Raw genomic sequence first — 20,078 nt, forward strand, 5'->3', positions numbered from 1 at the left:
TTCCGGCGACGACGCAATCTTACAGTCACATAAAAAATGACTGAGGATCCTCCTCCATTGCTCATCGCCCAAGTCCAGTCATTCACCGATCACCTCCGCAACCGCTGACATCATCCAGCCTTTTACGGCGTCACAGGCAGCAGACTTCCGATGCCGCGGCCAAACGAGATGGAAGTTGGATCCCGGCCGTATTTTCCCATGTCCCGGCAATACGCCCTCGCAGTCTTGACACTATCGAAGTTCATTATTTATAACCATCTGGTTGGAAATAAAATGGATGGTTTCATGGGCAGGAAGCGGGTTATTGATCAACAGGCTGTTCTCGATGCCGCCGAACGCGTCGTCGGGCGCGACGGCGCCGCAAATCTGACGATCGACGCCGTCGCGAAGGAAGCGGGCGTCAACAAGGCAAGCGTACTCTACGACCACAGGTCCAAGCAGGCGCTGATCGAAGCCGTCGTCGACCGTGCCTTCGAGCGCGACAACGCCCGTCATGTCGGGATGGAGGAACGGATCGACGACCCCAAGAATCGAGCCATCCGCGGCCGAATCCTCGCGGCCGCCGGACCGCCACCGGAGGAATTCCGGGCAGTTGCCCTCAACCTCAGCGCCGCTCTGGCACTGGATGCGGGACTGCGAGGGAAGATGCAGGACAACCAGGCGCGGACGATCGCCCGCATTCACGAGACATCGCAATGGCCGCGCGGGGCGTTGCTGGCCTATCTGGCGCTTGAAGGGCTGAAATTCCTCGAGCATCTCGATTTCCACCATTTCACGCGCGAAGAGCGCGACAGGGTTCTTCGCGAAATCAACTGGCTCGTCACAACCGATCCAGGAGAGGTCGATCTCACCGTCAATCCGGCGAACTGACCCTCCCAAACACATCAGGTAAATGGCATGACCGACAGCAGTATTGCCGCACAAGCCGCGGCCACGGGCAAACTCGTCCCGTTCCAACGCATATTCCTGACAGGAGGAAGCGGCTATGTCGGCCGCAACCTGATCCGCCATTTCATTGCCCGCGGGGTCGCGGTCACAACACTGGTGCGCAGCGACGTGTCGGCTGAACGCGTCCAGGCGCTGGGCGCAACCTTGTTCCGAGGCGACATCTTTGATGGTGGTCTCGCGACCGGAATGGCCGGTTGCGATGCCCTGATCCATGCCGCTGCCGATACCGACCATGGCCCTGCCAAGGAGAGGCAGCGGCGCGTAAACGAGGATGGCACGCGCGCCGTTCTCGATGCCACCCGCGCCGCCGGCATCCGCAAAGTGATCCATCTCAGCACGGAATCCGTTCTCGCCACTGGCAAGCCGCTGGTCAACGTGAACGAAACCATGCCTCTACCCGTGAAGCCGGCGGGCGGGTATTCCCGCACAAAAGCGGCGGCGGAGCGCATTGCGCTTGCCGCCACCGGGTCTGACCTTGCCGTCGTGGTCCTGCGCCCGCGTTTCGTCTGGGGCCGCGACGATACGACAGCACTTCCCGCACTCACGGAAGCGGTTCGCTCCGGCAAATTTGCCTGGATCAGCGGCGGCAGATATCTGACCTCGACCACCCACATCGCCAATCTTTGTGCAGCCGTCGAGTTGGCGCTCCTCCATGGACGCAGCGGCGAGGTCTACTTCATCTCGGATGGGGAGCCCGTGCAATTCCGGACTATCGTATCGGCACTGCTGGAAACACAGGGACTGGCTGTCCCCGATAAGACAGTTCCGCGCACAGTCGTCCGGAGCGTGGCCGCGATCGGCGACCTGCTAGCCACGATCTCTGGCGGCAGAATCGTTCCGCCGCTGACGCTGCAGTCCTATGCCACCTCAGCCGTTGAGGTTTCGCTCGATATCAGCAAAGCCCGGCATGAACTTAGGTATTCTCCGGTGATCTCGCGGGAACAGGGACTGGAAGAGCTACGATCAGCTCAGCACTGATAGGCCTCGAGGCGGGGGGCGCCGTCCGGCTTGCCAGCCTTGATCCAGTCCACCTTGCCACGAAGAAATGACAAGGCCGCATCCAGGGCGGCCTTTCGCTCCTCCAGCCTTTCGATCTGGGACTGCAGGACCTCGGTCGTCCGTTCCGGCGAGTGCTCCCCCGCGCGATATTCCTCGTTGAGCGCCAGTATCTCGCCGAGAGAATATCCCAGTGTCTGCTGCAGGCGGATCATCCTGGCAGCCGTAACGTCTTCCGACCGGAACATCTGGTACGGGTTCGATCCGCCCTTGGAACTACGATCGGGCTTCAACAGCCCCTTGGCGATGTAGAAGCGGATCGTATCGACCGGAAGATTAGTGGCTCTGGCAAATTCCGAGATCAGCATGATTCAACCCTTGACCATGGACTATACTCAATACTTATAAGAGGTGCTTGTCGAAATGTGGAGATCCAATATGACAAGCGAAATCACAATCATCCCTCAGGTCCAGCTTGGCCAAGATGGCCCCTTGATCGGCGCCCAGGGGCTGGGTTGCATGGGCATGAGCGAATTCTACGGCCCGACGGACGAGATCGAATCCCGTGCCACGCTCGAGTGCGCGCTGGAACTTGGTGTGACCATGTTCGATAGCGCCGACATGTATGGTGTCGGTGCGAACGAGGAATTCCTGGCACCCTTCATTGCCGCCAACCGCGACAAGGTCGTCATCGCCACCAAGTTCGGCTACACGCGCACGCCCGAGAACCCGAATGACTGGAGCATCGACAACCGCCCCGAGTTCATCCGGGCCGCCGTAGACCGCTCGCTTAAGCGGCTCGGTGTGGATGTCATCGATCTCTACTACATGCATCGCCGGATCGATGCCGTGCCGCTGGAGGATTCCATCGGTGCGATGGCCGATCTTGTTGAGACAGGAAAAGTGAAATGGCTCGGCCTGTCCGCGGTCAGTGCCGCCGAGCTGCGCGCCGCTCATGTCATTCATCCGATCGCGGCGCTACAATCGGAATGGTCGATCTTCACTCGCGATATCGAAACGGATGTACTGCCGACTGCCGGCGAACTTGGCGTTACTATCGTGCCCTATTCGCCTTTGGGCCGCGGAATGCTGACCGGACAGGCGTTCGCGGGCGCACTGGCGGGTGACGACGCCCGCCAGAACTTCCCGCGCTTTTCTGCTGAAAACCGTGAGGCCAACATGCGGCTAGTTGCCAAGATCGAGGAGATCGCGGCTGGCAAGGATACCACGCCCGCCCAGCTCGCACTGGCGTGGCTTTATGCCCAGTCCGGCACACTGAACGCAAAGACGGTTCCGATCCCCGGAACACGCAAGCGCAACCGGTTGGTAGAAAACGTTGCCGCGGCCTCGATCAGCCTCTCGACGGAGGAAATGGCTATGCTGGAGCCGCTTGCTGCAGCGGTGCAGGGTGTTGCTGTATGAGGCATTTCGATATGTGGTCAAGGGGTCGCGCACTCGACCCGAAGCGGAAATTGTTGCCGCTTAATCCTCCAGTTGACTGGATCCCCGGTAGCAAAACCTCAACCTTCCCCCCGTAGAATCACCCCAACTCTTTGGAGGCAATTCGAGCCATGAAGACCTTTTCTGCGATATTGCTGGCGGCACTTCTCATTCCGGCGACGGCCCAGAGCGAGACGGCCCGGGGGAGCGAGACGGAATGGATGGGCGATGCGCGGCAGTGGTCTGTCGGGTTCGTCGCGGAAAAACCGTCCTATTGCCGGCTGGTTTGGAACAATGAGCTCGGAAAGACGCTCGAATTCCGCCAGAACCTCGACACCGTCATGTGGCTCGTCTCGAAAGACGGCTGGGATATTCCCGAGGGCACCACGACCAAGGTAACGCTTGTCGGATATTCCGGCACCAAGGCTGTTCCGGCCGAGGCCTTCGACAGCAAGACGCTTCGCATCCTGCCGGCCTCTGAGAAGACGGGTGTGGCGCAGATCAAGAAGATGCTCAAGAATTCCTTTATCGGCACGCCGGATATGGAACTGGATTTTGCCGGAAATGAAGAGCCTTGGATCGTGCCGCTGTCGCGGCTGCAACAGATGTATACGACCTACGTCAATTGCCTAAACCGCCTCGTCCCCGCCAATCAGGCCAGCCAGGTTTCGGACAAGACCCAGCCGTTCTAACGCGTGTTGCGACCTTTCAGATTCGCTTGCCGCGATTTACCTCCTCATTTGCGCATGTCGTAATCGCAAAACCGCCGAACACTTTTGCGCGACATGCTTTCGGCTCCCGCTTTGTGCGTCGCCACGCCGCAGCGCTACGCCACAAATTCGGCCTGCGCCACAATGATGATCCTAGCCGTGCCCGCTGCACTTCATTCGCGCGGGCAATTGGATTTGTGTTCTTCCCGTTCAGGAGGCCATTGTGCAGAGGCTTCGTATCGCATTTCTCATGAGCGCCGTGGCAATCGCCGCCGCCGAGTTTGTCGGCCCGGCGGAGGCTCAGACCGTCGCCCACAAATCAACCGATACCCATGTGCTCGTCGTGCGACTGCCGGATGGTTCGCTCGAGCACATTCGTTATGCCGGTGACCAACCGCCGCAAATCCGGTTCGACAGTCAGCCGGATTCCCGCCTTTTCGATCCGTTCTGGCCTTCCGCTCCCTTTGCCGATCTGGATCTGATATCCGCGGCGATGGACCGCGAGGCTGCTGCGATGATGCAACAGGCCGACAGCATGATGCAGGCGTCGCCGGGAAATCTGACTGATGTCGGCCTCAAGAGGCTGCCGGCCGGCATGCAGGGCTATTCGATGGTTTCGACCATGTCCGGCAACGGCGTCTGCACCCGCAGCGTCCGTTATTTCAGCGGCGCTGACGGCAAGCCGCAAATCGAGAGCAGCACGTCAGGGAATTGCTCAGCCGGCAAGGCGGCGGGCGCACCGTTGCCCATCAAGGCGCCGCGGCCGGCCCTGAAGCCGAAAACCTCTGGTGTCATCGAGGTCAACGCCCGGCCGCCGGTAACAGATGGCAGCGTATCACAGGCAAATCTCCGGCTTGCGAGCGCGGTGAACTGATGGATTACGGCCCCGATGTCGTCAGTTGCAATCAGACGGAAATCTTGCTCCGTACCGCGTCGGCGATCTCAGTCATGCGGTCGACCGGCGCGTGGCCGATGAGCATGAAGGCGTGGGTGGCGTTCGCCCAGTAGACCACATTCATGCCCTTGCGGCCTTCGATATCTGGGGCCTTGGGGCCGCCGTCGGAGGCGACGATGCAGAGCGCCATGGGGCCGGTTTCGGGATCCAGATAGGCGATCTGGGCGAGCGGCTTGCCATCATATTGCAGGATCTGGGCGCGCTTGAAATCGATATCCGGCAGGGCGACCTGCTCTGGCGAGAGCTGGAGGCGGAGGTCGCCATCCAGACTGGCGAGCTGCGCTGCCTGCACATCTCTGGGCGGGACGGGACCGGCGAGCGTCTCCGGCGTATAGAGCGAGATATATTCGGCAACGACGGCGCGCCATTCGCTGTTTTCGTCCTTGCCCGAGAGCCCCGTGCCGAGACCGATCACGGCGCGGTCGACGGCGATGCCGGCAACCACCGAAGCAGCAAGCGCGCCGAGAAAGCCTCGACAACTCACGAAGGCAGCCGGTCTTGCAGGCTGGACGGCGGGAATGGCCGACAGCATGGCTTCGAGCTTTGCCCGCGGAGCGGCGTCGAGCAGCGGGGCAAAGGCTTGCTTGTAAGGCAGGCTTGCACGCGCCAGGAATTCCAGCCGTTCGGCGACAGCTTCGTCGGCCTCGACCGTAGCCTCGATGCGGGCGGCCTCTTCGGGCCCAAGTTCACCATCGATGAAGGCGGTCAGTTCCTCGTCGGAGGGCATTATGTGCTTCGTGCTCATTCAAATCCCCCTGCCGATACGGTTTCGGAGAGCTTCGCGCGGGCGGCTGCCAGCCGGCTCATCACGGTGCCGATCGGAACATCCAGTATGGCGGCGACCTCGCGATAGGAAAGCCCTTCCACATAGGCGAGGAAAACCGCCGATCGCTGCGCGTCCGGCAGCGCATTCACCTGTTTCAAAACCTGGTTCGCCATGACATGCGTTTCGGTGTCATGGGCGCCATCGAAACTCAGCGTCTCATCGGCATCGACGAATCCCTGCCCCTGGCGGACGCGGCGGGCACGGATCTCATTCAGCCAGATCGAATGCAGGATCGAAAACAGCCAGCGGTCGAGCCGCGTGCCTGCGACAAACTGATCGGCCCGTTCCAGCGCGCGAACGCAGGTCGCCTGCACGAGATCATCGGCCACATCACGCTGATGCGAAAGAACGAGGCCATAGCGCCACAGACGGGCGAGATGTTCCGTCAGGCCGCTCCTGATATCCGCTTCGCTCGCGATGGCCGCCTCCGCGCGTATTGGCTGTTTCGGAATCGCCGGCCGGGCCAGCGATTCCGTTCTGGCGCGACTATAGGCAGGAAATGTGGTGTGCGCGACCGACATCCGGAAATACCCTTCAATCAACCCTATCTCTCTCCTGCCTCACGCAGGTGTGCAGCTTTGTTTCACGCAATTCCGGACGCAAAACCGCTGCACACTTTTGCTGGAATTGCTTTAGATCTTCGACGGATCGAGGATGGCGGCGTTGAGATCCTGATATTCCTCGCAGCCGGTGCCGCAGATCGCCTTGATGGTGGTCAGCTGCTCCTTGGCGAGATTGAGCTCACCCTTGATGACATAGGCTTCGCCGAGATATTCGCGGACCTTGGCATATTGCGGATCGAGCTTCACCGACTGCAGATAGTAGGAGATACCCTCATCCGTGCGGCCGAGCTTGCGCGTGGCGTAACCGCGATAGTTCAGCCATTCGGCATTGTTCTGATCCTTGACGGTGTCGAGCATGGCGAGCGCTTCTTCATAGCGGCCGGCCTTGGCGAGCGAGTAGGCGTAATCGGTACGGTTTTCGTCCGTCACGTTGGCGCTCTGCTGTTTGACGCACTTCTTTGCCTTCTTGTCATAGATCTCGCCCTTCTTGCAGACCGGCATGGTGCTGCTATCGTCGCCAATGGCGAAGACGGGACCGGAAAGGACAGATGCGGCAATGCAGCTGCCGAGCACGAGAGAAGCGATGCGAACAGTCTTGGTCGTCATGGGATAACTCCTCGAAAAATGACGTTGCGAGGAGTGAACACCGCTGTTGGCAGGTTTATTCGGCCGGCTTTCGCGTTTTTTCGATCACTGCTTCGTGAAGAGTAGCGTACTGAATAAACCTTCACGCCCGCGTGTTTTCCGCTCGTTCCGCCGGGAACGACAAGGAGCATACCGTGACTCAATCCGTCAGACTTTTAAGTCTCGCCACTGCAGTGCCTGACCATATCATCACCCAGAGCCAAGCCGCCGAGGCCTCCGCGCGCCTCTTTGCCGATCGCTTCAAGGAATTCCGCCACCTCGCGCGCGTGTTCGACAATGCCGGTATCGGAAAGCGGCATGCCGCCCGTCCCCTCTCCTGGTTTGAAGAGACGCATGGCTGGCAGGACAGGATGGAGGCCTATGAGGAGGTTGCCGGTTCGCTGTTCGTCGCGACGGCAACGCGCGCGCTTGGTCAGGCCGGGCTGACAGCCGATCAGGTCGATTGCGTGGTAACGGTTTCCTCCACCGGAATCACCACGCCGAGCCTCGATGCGAGGCTCGCCGGCCGGCTTGGCTTTCGCGCGGATATCGAGCGTGTACCCGTCTTCGGGCTTGGCTGTGCTGCCGGCGTTTCCGGCTTTGGCATCGCTTCGCGGTTGGCGCGCAGCCGCCCGGGTGCCGTCGTGCTCTTCGTCGCCATAGAGCTTTGCACGCTGGCCTTCCGTCTGGATGAGCTGACGAAACCGAACATCATCGCCACCGCCCTCTTCGGTGACGGGGCTGCAGCCTGCGTGCTACGATCAGGCCAAGGCGGTATGGCGGAAGTGGAATCGGCGGGCGATCACCTGTTTCCCGATACGCTCGACATCATGGGCTGGAAGATCGATGAAACCGGGCTCGGCATCCTGCTGGCGCAATCGCTGCCGCCCTTTGCGGAAAAGGAGCTCGGCCCGGCAATCGATGGCATCCTGGCGCGCAGCGGGCTCAAGCGCGATGATATCGACCGTTTCATCTGTCATCCCGGCGGCACGAAGGTGTTGGCGGCAATGGAGAGCACGCTTTCCATGGTGCCTGATACGCTCGACATCGAGCGGTCGGTGCTTGCAGATTACGGCAATATGTCCTCGCCGACAGTGCTCTTCGTTCTGGAGCGCGCTTTCAGCAGAGGTCTGCCGGACCGGGCGGCGATGATCGCCATGGGGCCGGGCTTTACGGCAAGCTGCGTGACATTGCGGAGGGTCGCATGATGTGGCCTTCCATCGCATTGCTGACCTTCGTGACCGCCCAGCGGCTTTCGGAACTGGTCATCGCGCGCCGCAACACGATGGCGCTCTTCGCAAGGGGGGGGCGCGAGATCGCGCCCGATCATTACCCCTACATGGTGGCGCTCCATACGGGCTGGCTCGCCGGGCTATGGATGCTGGCGACGGGACAGCCGATCCAGCTCTTCTGGTTCGGTCTTTTCATGCTGTTGCAGGTGCTGCGGCTGTGGGTGCTGACCACACTTGGGGAGCGCTGGACGACGCGTATCATCATCCTGCCCGGTGCACCGCTCGTCGAAGGCGGCCCCTACCGCTTCTTCAAACATCCGAACTACATGATCGTCATCGGTGAGATCGCCGCCCTGCCGCTTGCCCTCGGCATGCCGCTTTATGCGCTCGTCTTTTCTCTCCTCAATGCCGCCGTCCTGACTGTTCGCATCAGGGCCGAAAATGCCGCACTCAAAAGCGCAATGATTTTGAAATGAAATGCGATTTTTCGTTTGCGCCGCAGCATTGAGATGGGCATTTTAGGGCCTAAAACATAGCGGAATGCAGGGGAAAATGACGAAAAACGCAATCGTGCTCGGCGCCGGTATCGTCGGGGTTTCGACGGCCATTCATCTTCAACGCCGCGGCTGGCAGGTTACGCTCATCGACCGCAAGGAGCCGGGTAACGAAACCTCCTTCGGCAATGCCGGCCTGATCCAGCGCGAAGGCGTCATGCCCTACGGTTTTCCCCAGCAGCTCGGCCTGCTGCTGCGCTATGCTCTGAACAACCGCATCGATGCGCATTATCACCTGAAGGCGCTGCCGAGCCAGCTCGCCTTCCTCGCCCGCTACTGGTGGAACTCCAATCCGAAGCGGCACGAGATGATCACCAAGGCCTATGCGCCGCTGATCGAGAATTCGATCACCGAGCACAAGGACCTGATCGAGGCGTCGCATGCCGAAGCGCTGATCCGCAGGGATGGCTGGATGAAGATCTTCCGCACCGAGGCCAAGCGTGACGAAGCCTTTGTGGAAGCTGCCCTCTGGAAGGATCAGTTCGGTGTCAGCTATGAGAGCCTGAATTCGGCCGATATCGCTCGATTGGAGCCTAATATTATCGGGGATTTCGTCGGTGGCCTGCGCTGGGTCGATCCCTGGTCGGTTCTCGATCCGCATGCATTGACGCGTGCCTATCGCAGCTATTTTGAAAGCCTCGGTGGGCGATTTGTGACCGGCGATGCGGCGTCGCTCGGGCCGGCCGGATCGGGCTGGAAGATCATGACGTCGGAGGGGTCGCTGGAGGCCGATGATGTCGTGTTGGCACTCGGCCCCTGGGCGGCGGTCGCGACGCGCCGCCTCGGCTATTCCTTTCCGCTCGGCGTCAAGCGCGGCTATCACATGCATTACGGCGTGCAGGGCAATGCTGTGCTCAACAACTGGACGCTCGATTCCGAGCGCGGCTATTTCCTGGCGCCGATGAACAAGGGCGTGCGCCTGACAACGGGGGCGGAATTCGCAACGCTCGATGCGCCGAAGACGCCGGTGCAGCTCGACCGGGCCGAAGCCGTGGCGCGCACGATATTCCCGCTGGGTGAGAGACTGGATCCGGAACCGTGGATGGGCGCGCGACCCTGCACGCCCGACATGATGCCGATCATAGGCAAGGCGCCGCGCCATCAGGGCCTGTGGTTTGCCTTCGGCCATGCCCATCACGGGCTGACGCTCGGGCCGGTGACGGGACGTGTGCTGGCGGAACTGATGAGCGGCGAAACGCCGTTCATCAATATCTCGGCCTATTCGCCCAGCCGGTTCAACCCTTAGAGCCTTTCCTGGCTAGATTGCAGCATTCTGCCGGAGCAGGTTTTCGTAAGGGCAAAGGCGATTGGCGAAGGGCATACCTCCAGGTACGTCCGAGCCGATCGCCTTTGATCCTGGCGGAAAGATGCCCGGCCCTTCGGGTTGGCTGAAACGGGCCGGCTGATCGACCGGCCGGCTTGGCCGTAGATCTGGGCTACGACGCGCGCCGGCCGGTCGACCATCCGACTCCGTTTGAGCCAACAAAATGCTGCAATCTAGCCAGGAAAGGCTCTAACTCCGAGAGCGGCGAGAGCCTTCAGGGCTTTTGCCGCGATATCGTCGATTGTGTCCTCGATATCGACGGTGACGACACCGGGCTCGCCGGTCGGCACTTCCAGCGTCTGCAGCTGGCTTTCCAGGAGCGAGGTCGGCATGAAATGGCCCTTGCGGTGACCCATGCGCTCGGTCAGCAGTTCTTTCGAACCTTCGAGATAGACGAAATAGAGGTTGCCGCCAGCAGCGGCTCGCAGGCGGTCGCGGTAGCTGCGCTTCAGCGCCGAGCAGGAGACGATGATGCCCTTGCCCTTGGTAAGCGACGCCTTCATCTCCTTGCCGATCCGGTCGAGCCAGGGCATCCGGTCCTCGTCGGAGAGCGGAATGCCCTTCGACATTTTCTCGACATTGGCAGCGGGATGCAGCGCATCGCCTTCGACAAACGGCAGGCCGAGGCCTGCCGCTATCTTTTCGCCGATCGAAGATTTGCCGGAACCGCTGACGCCCATGACGATGATTGCATGGAGGCTTCCGTTATTCTCGGTCATCGTTCATCTCGATCATCGTTGCAGCGTGGACTGTCTACGGATTTATGAAGCCGCAGAGACGGCAGCGGCCTTGCGTGCAAGACGTGCCTTGATCGTATCGACATCCGCCCGCGGGGTCGCCGCAAACAGGGTCTTGGTATAGTTGTGCTGCGGATCGCTGAAAACCTGCTCCCGCGTGCCGTATTCGACTGCCTCGCCGAAATACATCACCATGACCTCGTCTGCCATATAGCGAACGACCGAAAGGTCGTGGCTGATGAAGACGTAGGTCAGGTTCAACTCGTCCTGCAGGTCGGCGAGCAGGTTGAGCACCTGCGCCTGCACCGACAGATCGAGTGCGGAGACCGGTTCATCGAGAACCAGGAGCCGCGGGTTCAGCATCAGCGCGCGGGCAATGGCGATACGCTGGCGCTGGCCGCCCGAGAACATATGCGGAAAGCGGTTGAAGTGAACGTCCTGCAGGCCGACCTTCTTCAGCATCGCCATTGCCAGGTCGCGCCGCTCGGCAGCCGGCGTATTGGTGTTGATGATCAGCGGTTCCATCAGGATGTCGCCGATCTTCTTGCGCGGGTTCAGCGATCCGTAGGGATTCTGGAAGACGATCTGCACTTTGCGACGGATTTCCGGCGTCAGATCGCCCTTGAAGATATCGACCTTCTTGCCATCGATGAAAAGCTCGCCTGCCGTGGCAGGGTCGATCATTGTTATGATGCGCGCAAGCGTGGACTTGCCGCAGCCGCTTTCGCCGACGATCGCCAGCGTCTTGCCCTCTTCCACGCTGAAGCTCACGCCCTTGACGGCATGGACCGTTCGCGCCTTCTTGAACATGCCGCCCGGTAGGTAATAGTCGCGGACGATGTTCTTTCCTTCGAGAACTGGCGTCATCAGGCCGCTCCCTCCACAGTCTTGTTCGGATTGAAAAGCTCGCCGATGGTCGGCAGCCGGTCGCCCGTCGCGTTTTCCGGAAGGGCGGCGAGCAGTGCCCGCGTGTAATCGCTCTTCGGGGATTCGAAGAGGGACAGCACGTCGGCCTCTTCCATCTTGCGGCCCTTGTACTGGACGATCACCCGGTCGGCCGTTTCGGCGACCACACCCATATTGTGCGTGATCATGATCAGGCCCATGCGATGTTCGGTCTGCAGGCGCATCAGCAGATCGAGGATCTGCTTCTGGATAGTCACGTCGAGCGCGGTGGTCGGCTCGTCGGCGATCAGGAGCTTCGGGTTGCAGGCAATCGCGATGGCGATCATGACGCGCTGGCACTGGCCGCCCGACATCTGATGCGGGAAGTGGTTGAGCCGCTCGGCAGGATCGGGAATGCCAACCGCCTGGAAAAGCTCGATTGCGCGCTTGCGCCGCGCCGCCTTGTCGAGACCGAGGTGAATTCTCAGCACCTCTTCGATCTGGAAGCCCACGGTGAAGCAGGGATTGAGGCTCGCGATCGGCTCCTGGAAGATCATCGACATATCCTTGCCGATGATTTCGCGCCGCTTGGCGCCGGACATGCCGAGCAGGTTCTGGCCGTCAAAAACCATCTTGTCGGCCGTCACCTTTGCCGTCCAGGGCAGAAGGCCCATGGCAGCGAGCATCGAGACCGACTTGCCGGAGCCGGATTCGCCGACAATCGCCAGAATCTCACCCGCGTCGACCTTCAGCGAAACGCCGTCGACGGCGCGGAAAGGACCGGTCGACGTCTGGAATTCGACGACGAGATTTTCAATTTCAAGAAGCGCCATCTCAGGACCTCTTCATCTTGGGGTCGAGCGCATCACGCAGGCCGTCGCCCATCAGGTTGATGGCGAGAACGGTGATGAGAATCGCAAGACCTGGAAATGTAACAACCCACCAGGCGCGCGATATGAACTCGCGGGATTCGGCAAGCATCGTGCCCCATTCAGGTGTCGGCGGCTGAGCGCCCATGCCGAGGAAGCCGAGGGCGGCTGCATCGAGGATCGCGGCGGAGAAGGCAAGCGTTGCCTGGACGATCAGCGGTCCGAGGCAATTCGGCAGGATCGTCTTGAACATCAGCCGGAAGGTGCCGGCACCGGCGACGCGGGAGGCCACCACATATTCCTTTTCACGCTCGCCCATCACGGCGGCGCGTGTCAGGCGCACGAAATGCGGCTGGTTGACGATCGAGATCGCGATCATGGCATTGAGCAGGCCGGGACCCAGCACCGCGACGAGCACGAGGGCCAGAAGCAGCGACGGAAAGGCCAGGATGATATCCATGAGGCGCATGATGACGATATCGACACGGCCACGGAAATAGCCGGCAACGAGGCCGATCAGCACGCCCGCGACCACCGACAGCGTGACGACCACGACACCGATGAACAGCGAAAACCGTGCGCCGAAGATCAGGCGCGAAAGGATATCGCGACCGACGGCATCGGTTCCGAGCGGATAGGAGAAGCTGCCGCCATCCATCCAGAAGGGGACAGACAGGAGAAGCTGGCGGTTTTGCTCGGTCGGCGCGTGCGGCGAGACGAGCGGCGCAAAGATCGCCATGAGAAGAATGATGGCGAAGACGAAGAGGCCGATGACGGCGCCCTTGTTTCGGGAGAAGTAGTACCAGAATTCCGTGAGGGCGGAGGGCTGGTCGGATTTTGCAGTAACCGTGCTCATGGACCGCTCCTAGTGCCTGATACGCGGATTGATGAAGCCGTAGGTCAGGTCGACGATCAGGTTCACCAGCATGATAATGCCGGCGATCAGGAGAAGACCACCCTGAACGACTGCATAGTCGCGCTTGAAGACCGCATCGACCATCCACTTGCCGATGCCCGGCCAGGAGAAGATCGTTTCGGTAAGAATGGCGCCTGCGAGCAGTACGCCGACCTGCAGGCCGATCGTGGTGATGACCGGGATCATAGCGTTTCTGAGCGCATGAATACCGACGACACGCAGCGGCGCCAGACCCTTGGAGCGGGCCGTGCGCACGTAATCCTCGCCCAGCACTTCGAGCATCGCCGAGCGGGTCTGGCGGGCGATAACCGCAAGCGGAATGGTGGCAAGCACCACGGTCGGCAGAATGAGATAGCTGACGGCCGAGGCGAAGGCGCCCTTCTGGCCGGAGAGCAAACTGTCGATCAGCATGAAGCCGGTGACAGGTTTGAAGAAATACATCAGCGAGATGCGGCCGGAGACAGGCGTCCAGCCGAGATAGCCGGAGAAGAAGATGATGAGCAGCAGGCCCCACCAGAAGATCGGCATCGAATAGCCGATAAGGGCAACGCCCATCACGCTCTGATCGAACCATGTTCCGCGCTTGACGGCCGCGAAGACGCCGGCCGGCACGCCGAGAAGGATTGCCACCAGGATGGCGCAGAGCGAAAGCTCAAGCGTTGCCGGGAAGAGCGTAAAGAATTCGCCGAGAACCGCACGTTTGGTAACGATCGAGGTACCGAGATCGCCGTGCAGCACTTTTCCGAGATAATCGAAGTATTGCACGTACATGGGCCGGTCGAAACCGAGATCGTGCATGATCTGGGCGTGACGTTCGGGTGCCATGGTTCGTTCGCCCGACAACAGCATGACGGGATCGCCAGGAAGCAGGCGGATGAACGAGAAGGCAATGAGCGAAACGCCGAGGAAGGTCGGTATCAGGACTGCGAGGCGCCCGATGAGAAATCGCAACATAGCAAGGTTGTCCAATAGTTTCCGGCGGTCAGGTGGAGACCTGACCGCCGGTCGAGCCCGGTTTCAGCCGGGCAGTTTATCATTTTTCTTATTCGGCGATATCAACGCCGTCGAAGCGGTGGATGCCGAGCGGATCCATATGGAAGCCCGATACCTTCTTGCTGACCGGGACGAAGACCAGCGAGTGGTCGAGCGGAGCCCAGGGAGCTTCCTTCTTGAAGATTTCCTGTGCTTCTTCGTAGAACTTCGTGCGGGCAGCAACGTCAGCCGTTTCCTTGGCCTTCGTCATCAGAGCGTCATAGTCCTTGTTGCACCACTGAGCGCGGTTGTTGCCGCCCACAGCGTCGCAGCCGAGCAGCGTGTCCATGAAGTTGTCCGGGTCGCCGTTGTCGCCGGTCCAGCCGATGATGACAGCGCCATCGCGCTTCACGTCGGAGGAGAGCTTCAGGTATTCGGCCCATTCATGGGTGACGATCTCGACCTTGACGCCGACCTTGGCAAAGTCTGCCTGCATCAGTTCGGCGGCGCGGCGAGCGTTCAACATGTACGGACGCGAAACCGGCATTGCCCAGATCTTCATCGACAGATCCTTGACGCCAGCGGCTGCGAGAGCCTTCTTGGCGCCTTCCGGATCGTACTTGTCGTCCTGGATCTTGTCGTTATAGGACCACATTGTCGGCGGGATCGGGTTCTTGGCAACCTGGGCAGCGCCCTGGAAGACGGCGTCGATGATTGCCTGCTTGTTGATCGCCATGTTCAGCGCGCGGCGGACTTCCGGCTTGTCGAACGGCGCCTGCTGGGTGTTGTAGGCGAGGAAGCCGACGTTCAGGCCAGCCTGTTCCATAACCGTGAGGTTCGGATCCTTCTTGAGCTCGGCAACGTCAGCAGCATTCGGATACGGGACGAGGTGGCACTCGCCGGCCTTCAGCTTCTGGGCGCGGACAGCGGCGTCCGGGGTGATCGCGAAGACGAGATCGTCGATCTTTTCCTTACCCTTGAAGTAGGTTTCGTTGGCCTTGTAGCGGATGACGGCATCCGTCTGATAGGCAACGAAGGTGTACGGACCGGTGCCGAGCGGCTGCTGGTTCAGCTGGGCCATCTTGCCGTCAGCGGCGAGCTTGTCGGCATATTCCTTGGAAACGACGGATGCGAAGTCCATCGCGAGGTCGGCCAGGAACGGAGCTTCCGGATGGTTCAGCGTGAACTTGACGGTCAGATCGTCAACCTTCTCGACCGACTTGATGAGGTCAGGGAAGCCCATGCCGGCGGCATATTCGTAAGAACCGCCTTCGACATACTTGTTCCACGGATTGTCCGACTTGATCTGGCGCTCGAACGAGAAAACCACGTCGTCGGCGGTGAGATCACGCGAGGGGGTGAAGAAATCGGTGGTCTGGAACTTCACGCCGGGATGCAGCTTGAAGGTATATTCCTTGCCATCGGGGGAAACCGTCCAGCTGTCGGCAACACCCGGCTCGATCTCCGTACCGCCATGCTTGAATTCAACGAGGCGGCTGTAGACCGTACGTGAAGACGCGTCGAAGGTCGTGCCTGACGTGTAGAGGCTCGGATCGAAGCCTTCCGGCGATCCTTCGGCGCAATAGACAAGCGTCTTGGAATACGCGGCGGTGGCCATGACCGAAGCCAGGGCTGTCGCTGCGAGCAGGACAGAGAACTTTTTCATGATATCGTTTCCCAGGTTTGTTCTTTTTTGATCTTTAGAGATCGGGCGCTCATTACCCCGATCAGCGGGCCGATGGAACGATATTTATTTGCTGAACGCAACGGCATCCGCAGAAAATTTTTCCAGAAAAGCAATTTTAGAAATTTTCGGTCAAAAATAGGCCAAAATTTGCAAGATTGAGGCACGTTCAACCGCATTTTTGTCGCTTTTGGTACAATTTGGCGTCGCGGAAGGCGTTGAGAACGGTTTCAACGGGCTCTGATATATCAACAATCCGTGAGTGCAAATGAAAAACCACGGCTATCGAAAACAGCCGTGGTTCATGACGATATCAGAATATTCAAGTATCAGGCGGCCGGTGCCGGAACGACGGGCTTGCGATAGTGCTGTTCGCCGGTGAGGCCCAGCAGAAAGTTGATCTGCGGCCGCGCCTTTACCAAGTCATCGATCGAATATTCGGTCAGCACGTCGAAGAAGGCGTTCAGCGCCTTACGCAGCGCCGAATTCAGGCCGCAACTATCGACCAGCGGGCACTCGACCACACCATCTTCAAAGCATTCCGCCATGGCGAAGCTGTCTTCGGTGACCCTTACCACATCAAAAAGGCTGATATCAGTCGCCGGCTTGCCAAGGCGCACACCGCCGTTGCGGCCGCGCACCGTCTCGACAAGGCCCGCCTTGTTGAGAGGCTGCAGAATCTTGAAAAGGAAGAGCTCGGAAACACCGTATGCTCTGGCAATCTCCGGAATCCGGCTCAAATGTCCATCATTGGCTGCACAATACATCAACATGCGAACCGCATAGTTGGTCTGCTTCGTCAACCGCATGCCGATCTCCTAAATCATTCGTGAACCGTATATAGTGGCTTTCACAGTTTTGAACAATTCCAAAATATGAAATTCACATTCACGTTTCCCGCGACTGCTCGCCGCAGCGTTTAAAACGAAAACGGGCCCTTCTCGGACCCGCTTCCAAAATGGCGAAGGTTATTCGGATCACTTCATCGTCGGCATGACGAATTCGGCGCCGCCCTTGATGCCGGATGGCCAGCGGGCGGTAACGGTCTTGGTCCGGGTCCAGAACTTGATGGAATCCGTGCCATGCTGGTTGAGGTCGCCGAAGCTCGAAGCCTTCCAGCCGCCGAAGGAGTGGTAGGCGAGCGGCACCGGGATCGGAACATTGATGCCGATCATGCCGATGTTGATGCGGGAGGCGAAGTCGCGGGCAGCGTCGCCGTCGCGGGTGTAGATCGCGACGCCGTTGCCGTATTCATGCTTCATCGGCAGGGAGAGCGCTTCTTCATAGTTGTGGGCGCGAACGACGGACAGAACCGGCCCGAAGATCTCGGTCTTGTAGATTTCCATCTCAGGCGTGACATTGTCGAACAGGCAGCCGCCGACGAAATAGCCGTCCTCATAACCCTGAAGCTTGAAATCGCGGCCATCGACGACAAGCTTTGCGCCCTCTTCGATACCCTTGTTGATCAGGCCCTGGATGCGGTTATAGGCATCCTTTGTGACAACAGGACCCATGTCCGCCTTGTCATCGGTGTAGGGACCGATGCGCAGGGATTCGATCTTCGGGACCAGCTTCTCGACGAGGCGGTTTGCCGTTTCCTCGCCGACCGGCACGGCAACCGAGACGGCCATGCAGCGCTCGCCAGCCGAACCGTAGCCGGCGCCCATCAGGGCGTTGACGGCCTGGTCCATATCGGCATCCGGCATGATGATCATGTGGTTCTTGGCGCCGCCGAAACACTGGGCGCGCTTGCCGTTCATCGCAGCCGTCCCATAGACGTAGCGGGCAATCGGCGTGGAGCCGACGAAGGAGACGGCGCCGATATCGGGATCGGTGAGGATCGCATCGACGGCCGTCTTGTCGCCGTTGACGACGTTGAGGATGCCAGCCGGCAGGCCGGCCTCGATCATCAGTTCGGCAAGACGGATCGGAAGGGACGGGTCGCGTTCGGATGGCTTCAGGATGAAGGCGTTGCCGCAGGCGATTGCCGGAGCAAACATCCACATCGGGATCATGCCCGGGAAGTTGAAAGGCGTGATGCCGGCGCCGATGCCGACCGGCTGGCGCAGCGAATACATGTCGATCGCCGGGCCGGCGCCTTCCGTGAATTCACCCTTGGCAAGATGCGGGATGCCGCAGACGAATTCGCAGACTTCGAGGCCGCGGATGACATCGCCCTTGGAATCCTCGACCGTCTTGCCGTGCTCGCTGGAAAGCAGCGTCGCAAGCTCATCCATGTGCTGGTTCAGGAGATCGACGAACTTGAAAAAGACGCGGGCGCGGCGCTGCGGGTTGGTGGCCGCCCATTTCGGCTGAGCGGCCTTGGCGTTTTCGACGGCGGCGCGCAGCTCCTCGACGCTTGCGAGCGCGACCTTTGCCTGCACTTCTCCGGTCGCCGGGTTGAAGACGTCGCTGGTGCGGCCGCTGGTGCCGGCGACCTTCTTGCCGCCGATGAAATGACCAATCTCACGCATGGGTGTTCCTCCTGATCTCTTTTGGATGGCGCAACAATCGCACTTCAATTTGCACAAATCAATGCGCTGTAATAAGCAACCGTTGTGCGTATATTATAGCTCGATCGCTGTGACCGGTGCTCCTGCTTCAAAACTGGCACGGCACGCGGACAAGTCAAAGGGAGGTCGAACCGATGAGCGGGAAACCTGTCGTCAGAATGGCAGAACTGGAGATCGATCCAGGCATGCTCGAAGCTTATCGCGCGCTGCTGACCGAGGAAATCGAAGCATCCGTCGCGCTGGAAGACGGTGTCCTTTCCCTGAATGCCGTTTCCATCAGAGATTATCCGAATAAGATCCGTATCCTCGAGGTCTATGCCAACAGGGAAGCATACGAGGCTCATCTGCAGACGCCGCATTTCCTGAAATACAAAACCGAGACATCAGGCATGGTGACAGCGCTGACGCTTATCGACGTCGAACCCATCGTCATGCGTTCAAAGCCATGAACTGGGATGACGTTCGCATTTTCCTGGCCGTCGCCCGCACAGGGCAGATCCTCGCTGCGTCGAAGAGGCTGGGGCTCAATCACGCCACGCTCTCGCGCAGGTTGACCTCACTCGAAGAGGCACTGAAAACACGGCTTTTCATACGCCGGACGAATGGCTGCGAGCTGACCGCTGAAGGCGCAGTCTTTCTTGCCTCGGCTGAGCGGATGGAAACGGAGATGCTTGCCGCGCAGGCCAATCTCGGCCACACCGACACGGCCATTGCCGGAACGGTGCGCATCGGCGCGCCCGATGGGTTTGGTGTTTCCTTTCTTGCGCCGCGCATGGGCCGGCTGATCGAACGATATCCGGAGCTGAAGATCCAGCTCGTGCCGGTGCCGCGTTCCTTCTCGCTGTCGCAGCGTGAAGCGGATATCGCCATCACGCTGGAGCGTCCGGAACAGGGGCGGCTCGTCTCGTCCAAGCTGACCGACTATACGCTCGGTCTCTACGCGTCGCGGGATTATCTGGCGCAGCGTGGAAAGCCCGAAGATGTCGATGCCTTGAAGGCCCATCCGCGCATCGGCTACGTCGAAGACCTGATCTTCACTGCCTCCCTGAATTTCTCTGGCGAGGTGATGCGCAGCTGGGATGCGGGGTTCGAGATCTCGACGGCGATCGGCCAGACCGAGGCCGTACGTTCCGGCGCCGGCATCGGCATCCTGCACGATTATATCGCCCGGCAATACCAAGAACTGGTGCGCATCCTGCCGGAGGTTTCCATCCGCCGCGCCTACTGGACGACCTACCACGAAAGTGCGCGCGATCTGGTGCGCGTGCGCAGCGTCATCGATTTCCTGCAGGAACTCGTCGATGAGGAAAGGCAGATCTTCCTGTAATAC

Annotated in this window: 22 protein-coding genes; 10 read left to right on the forward strand and 12 right to left on the reverse strand. The window is 60.1% G+C overall.

The features are described from left to right. Window positions 1–273 precede the first annotated feature (273 nt). Together ACR9ZQ_RS22200 and ACR9ZQ_RS22205 are read left to right on the forward strand one after the other, a co-directional pair. Entirely contained in the window at window positions 274–870 is a 597-nt protein-coding gene (locus ACR9ZQ_RS22200; RefSeq protein WP_310378698.1) for a TetR family transcriptional regulator, read from the forward strand. A gap of 27 nt (window positions 871–897) precedes the next feature. Then, window positions 898–1,926 (forward strand): NAD-dependent epimerase/dehydratase family protein, encoded by a 1,029-nt coding sequence (locus tag ACR9ZQ_RS22205; protein ID WP_310378700.1) that lies wholly within the window; start codon window positions 898–900, stop codon window positions 1,924–1,926. On the opposite strand, the gene ACR9ZQ_RS22210 is transcribed toward ACR9ZQ_RS22205, so the two are convergent. Then, entirely contained in the window at window positions 1,917–2,312 is a 396-nt protein-coding gene (locus ACR9ZQ_RS22210) for a MerR family transcriptional regulator (protein ID WP_310378702.1), read from the reverse strand. The genes ACR9ZQ_RS22205 and ACR9ZQ_RS22210 overlap by 10 nt on opposite strands. Window positions 2,313–2,382: 70 nt before the next feature. Between ACR9ZQ_RS22210 and ACR9ZQ_RS22215 the strand changes: the two genes are divergently transcribed. The 3 genes from ACR9ZQ_RS22215 to ACR9ZQ_RS22225 all read left to right on the forward strand — a co-directional run bounded on the left by ACR9ZQ_RS22215 (window position 2,383) and on the right by ACR9ZQ_RS22225 (window position 4,968). Further along, on the forward strand, window positions 2,383–3,366 hold the full coding sequence (locus ACR9ZQ_RS22215) for an aldo/keto reductase (protein WP_481428828.1): 984 nt from the start codon (window positions 2,383–2,385) through the stop codon (window positions 3,364–3,366). Between the two features lie 149 nt (window positions 3,367–3,515). Beyond that, window positions 3,516–4,076 (forward strand): hypothetical protein, encoded by a 561-nt coding sequence (locus ACR9ZQ_RS22220; RefSeq protein ID WP_310378707.1) that lies wholly within the window; start codon window positions 3,516–3,518, stop codon window positions 4,074–4,076. Window positions 4,077–4,317: 241 nt separating this feature from the next. Further along, window positions 4,318–4,968 (forward strand): hypothetical protein, encoded by a 651-nt coding sequence (locus ACR9ZQ_RS22225; RefSeq protein ID WP_310378708.1) that lies wholly within the window; start codon window positions 4,318–4,320, stop codon window positions 4,966–4,968. A gap of 31 nt (window positions 4,969–4,999) precedes the next feature. On the opposite strand, the gene ACR9ZQ_RS22230 is transcribed toward ACR9ZQ_RS22225, so the two are convergent. The 3 genes from ACR9ZQ_RS22230 to ACR9ZQ_RS22240 all read right to left on the reverse strand — a co-directional run bounded on the left by ACR9ZQ_RS22230 (window position 5,000) and on the right by ACR9ZQ_RS22240 (window position 7,044). Further along, window positions 5,000–5,794 carry an anti-sigma factor family protein gene (locus ACR9ZQ_RS22230; RefSeq protein ID WP_481428829.1) on the reverse strand — a complete coding sequence of 265 codons (795 nt, stop codon included), beginning with the start codon at window positions 5,792–5,794 and terminating at the stop codon, window positions 5,000–5,002. Next, entirely contained in the window at window positions 5,791–6,396 is a 606-nt protein-coding gene (locus tag ACR9ZQ_RS22235) for an RNA polymerase sigma factor (protein ID WP_310378712.1), read from the reverse strand. Before ACR9ZQ_RS22235 ends, ACR9ZQ_RS22230 begins: the two co-directional genes overlap by 4 nt. 111 nt (window positions 6,397–6,507) lie before the next feature. Next, the gene (locus tag ACR9ZQ_RS22240; protein ID WP_113324856.1) at window positions 6,508–7,044 is read right to left on the reverse strand and encodes a tetratricopeptide repeat protein; all 537 of its coding nucleotides are present in this window, start codon (window positions 7,042–7,044) and stop codon (window positions 6,508–6,510) included. Window positions 7,045–7,217: 173 nt separating this feature from the next. On the opposite strand from ACR9ZQ_RS22240, the gene ACR9ZQ_RS22245 reads away from it, so the two are divergent. The 3 genes from ACR9ZQ_RS22245 to ACR9ZQ_RS22255 all read left to right on the forward strand — a co-directional run bounded on the left by ACR9ZQ_RS22245 (window position 7,218) and on the right by ACR9ZQ_RS22255 (window position 10,094). Next, entirely contained in the window at window positions 7,218–8,270 is a 1,053-nt protein-coding gene (locus ACR9ZQ_RS22245) for a type III polyketide synthase (protein ID WP_310378715.1), read from the forward strand. Beyond that, a complete protein-coding gene (locus ACR9ZQ_RS22250; RefSeq protein ID WP_310378717.1) occupies window positions 8,267–8,770 on the forward strand; it encodes an isoprenylcysteine carboxyl methyltransferase family protein in 504 nt (167 codons plus the stop codon). The genes ACR9ZQ_RS22245 and ACR9ZQ_RS22250 overlap by 4 nt, the downstream gene beginning before the upstream one ends. 76 nt (window positions 8,771–8,846) lie before the next feature. Continuing rightward, complete coding sequence (locus tag ACR9ZQ_RS22255) at window positions 8,847–10,094, forward strand: NAD(P)/FAD-dependent oxidoreductase (protein WP_113324858.1); 1,248 nt, start codon at window positions 8,847–8,849, stop codon at window positions 10,092–10,094. Window positions 10,095–10,345: 251 nt separating this feature from the next. On the opposite strand, the gene ACR9ZQ_RS22260 is transcribed toward ACR9ZQ_RS22255, so the two are convergent. The 8 genes from ACR9ZQ_RS22260 to ACR9ZQ_RS22295 form a co-directional block, all read right to left on the reverse strand. Further along, complete coding sequence (locus tag ACR9ZQ_RS22260; protein WP_310378721.1) at window positions 10,346–10,891, reverse strand: gluconokinase; 546 nt, start codon at window positions 10,889–10,891, stop codon at window positions 10,346–10,348. Between the two features lie 42 nt (window positions 10,892–10,933). After that, window positions 10,934–11,776 carry a dipeptide ABC transporter ATP-binding protein gene (locus tag ACR9ZQ_RS22265; RefSeq protein WP_310378723.1) on the reverse strand — a complete coding sequence of 281 codons (843 nt, stop codon included), beginning with the start codon at window positions 11,774–11,776 and terminating at the stop codon, window positions 10,934–10,936. Continuing rightward, window positions 11,776–12,627, reverse strand: coding sequence for an ABC transporter ATP-binding protein (locus ACR9ZQ_RS22270; protein WP_310378725.1), 852 nt, complete (start codon window positions 12,625–12,627; stop codon window positions 11,776–11,778). The genes ACR9ZQ_RS22265 and ACR9ZQ_RS22270 overlap by 1 nt, the downstream gene beginning before the upstream one ends. A 1-nt stretch (window position 12,628) precedes the next feature. Further along, on the reverse strand, window positions 12,629–13,519 hold the full coding sequence (locus tag ACR9ZQ_RS22275; RefSeq protein WP_310378727.1) for an ABC transporter permease subunit: 891 nt from the start codon (window positions 13,517–13,519) through the stop codon (window positions 12,629–12,631). A 9-nt stretch (window positions 13,520–13,528) separates the two neighbouring features. After that, on the reverse strand, window positions 13,529–14,533 hold the full coding sequence (locus ACR9ZQ_RS22280) for an ABC transporter permease subunit (RefSeq protein WP_113324864.1): 1,005 nt from the start codon (window positions 14,531–14,533) through the stop codon (window positions 13,529–13,531). An 88-nt stretch (window positions 14,534–14,621) separates the two neighbouring features. Continuing rightward, window positions 14,622–16,217, reverse strand: coding sequence for an ABC transporter substrate-binding protein (locus ACR9ZQ_RS22285; RefSeq protein WP_113324865.1), 1,596 nt, complete (start codon window positions 16,215–16,217; stop codon window positions 14,622–14,624). 347 nt (window positions 16,218–16,564) lie between these two features. After that, window positions 16,565–17,044 carry an iron-responsive transcriptional regulator RirA gene (rirA, locus tag ACR9ZQ_RS22290; protein ID WP_310378730.1) on the reverse strand — a complete coding sequence of 160 codons (480 nt, stop codon included), beginning with the start codon at window positions 17,042–17,044 and terminating at the stop codon, window positions 16,565–16,567. A gap of 168 nt (window positions 17,045–17,212) precedes the next feature. Beyond that, complete coding sequence (locus tag ACR9ZQ_RS22295) at window positions 17,213–18,709, reverse strand: CoA-acylating methylmalonate-semialdehyde dehydrogenase (RefSeq protein WP_310378732.1); 1,497 nt, start codon at window positions 18,707–18,709, stop codon at window positions 17,213–17,215. Window positions 18,710–18,882: 173 nt separating this feature from the next. Between ACR9ZQ_RS22295 and ACR9ZQ_RS22300 the strand changes: the two genes are divergently transcribed. Both ACR9ZQ_RS22300 and ACR9ZQ_RS22305 read left to right on the forward strand, forming a co-directional pair. After that, a complete protein-coding gene (locus ACR9ZQ_RS22300; RefSeq protein ID WP_310378734.1) occupies window positions 18,883–19,197 on the forward strand; it encodes a putative quinol monooxygenase in 315 nt (104 codons plus the stop codon). Next, complete coding sequence (locus tag ACR9ZQ_RS22305) at window positions 19,194–20,075, forward strand: LysR family transcriptional regulator (protein WP_310378736.1); 882 nt, start codon at window positions 19,194–19,196, stop codon at window positions 20,073–20,075. Before ACR9ZQ_RS22300 ends, ACR9ZQ_RS22305 begins: the two co-directional genes overlap by 4 nt. Window positions 20,076–20,078: the final 3 nt, after the last annotated feature.

This window comes from Rhizobium sp. KNZ14-9A (assembly GCF_056755015.1).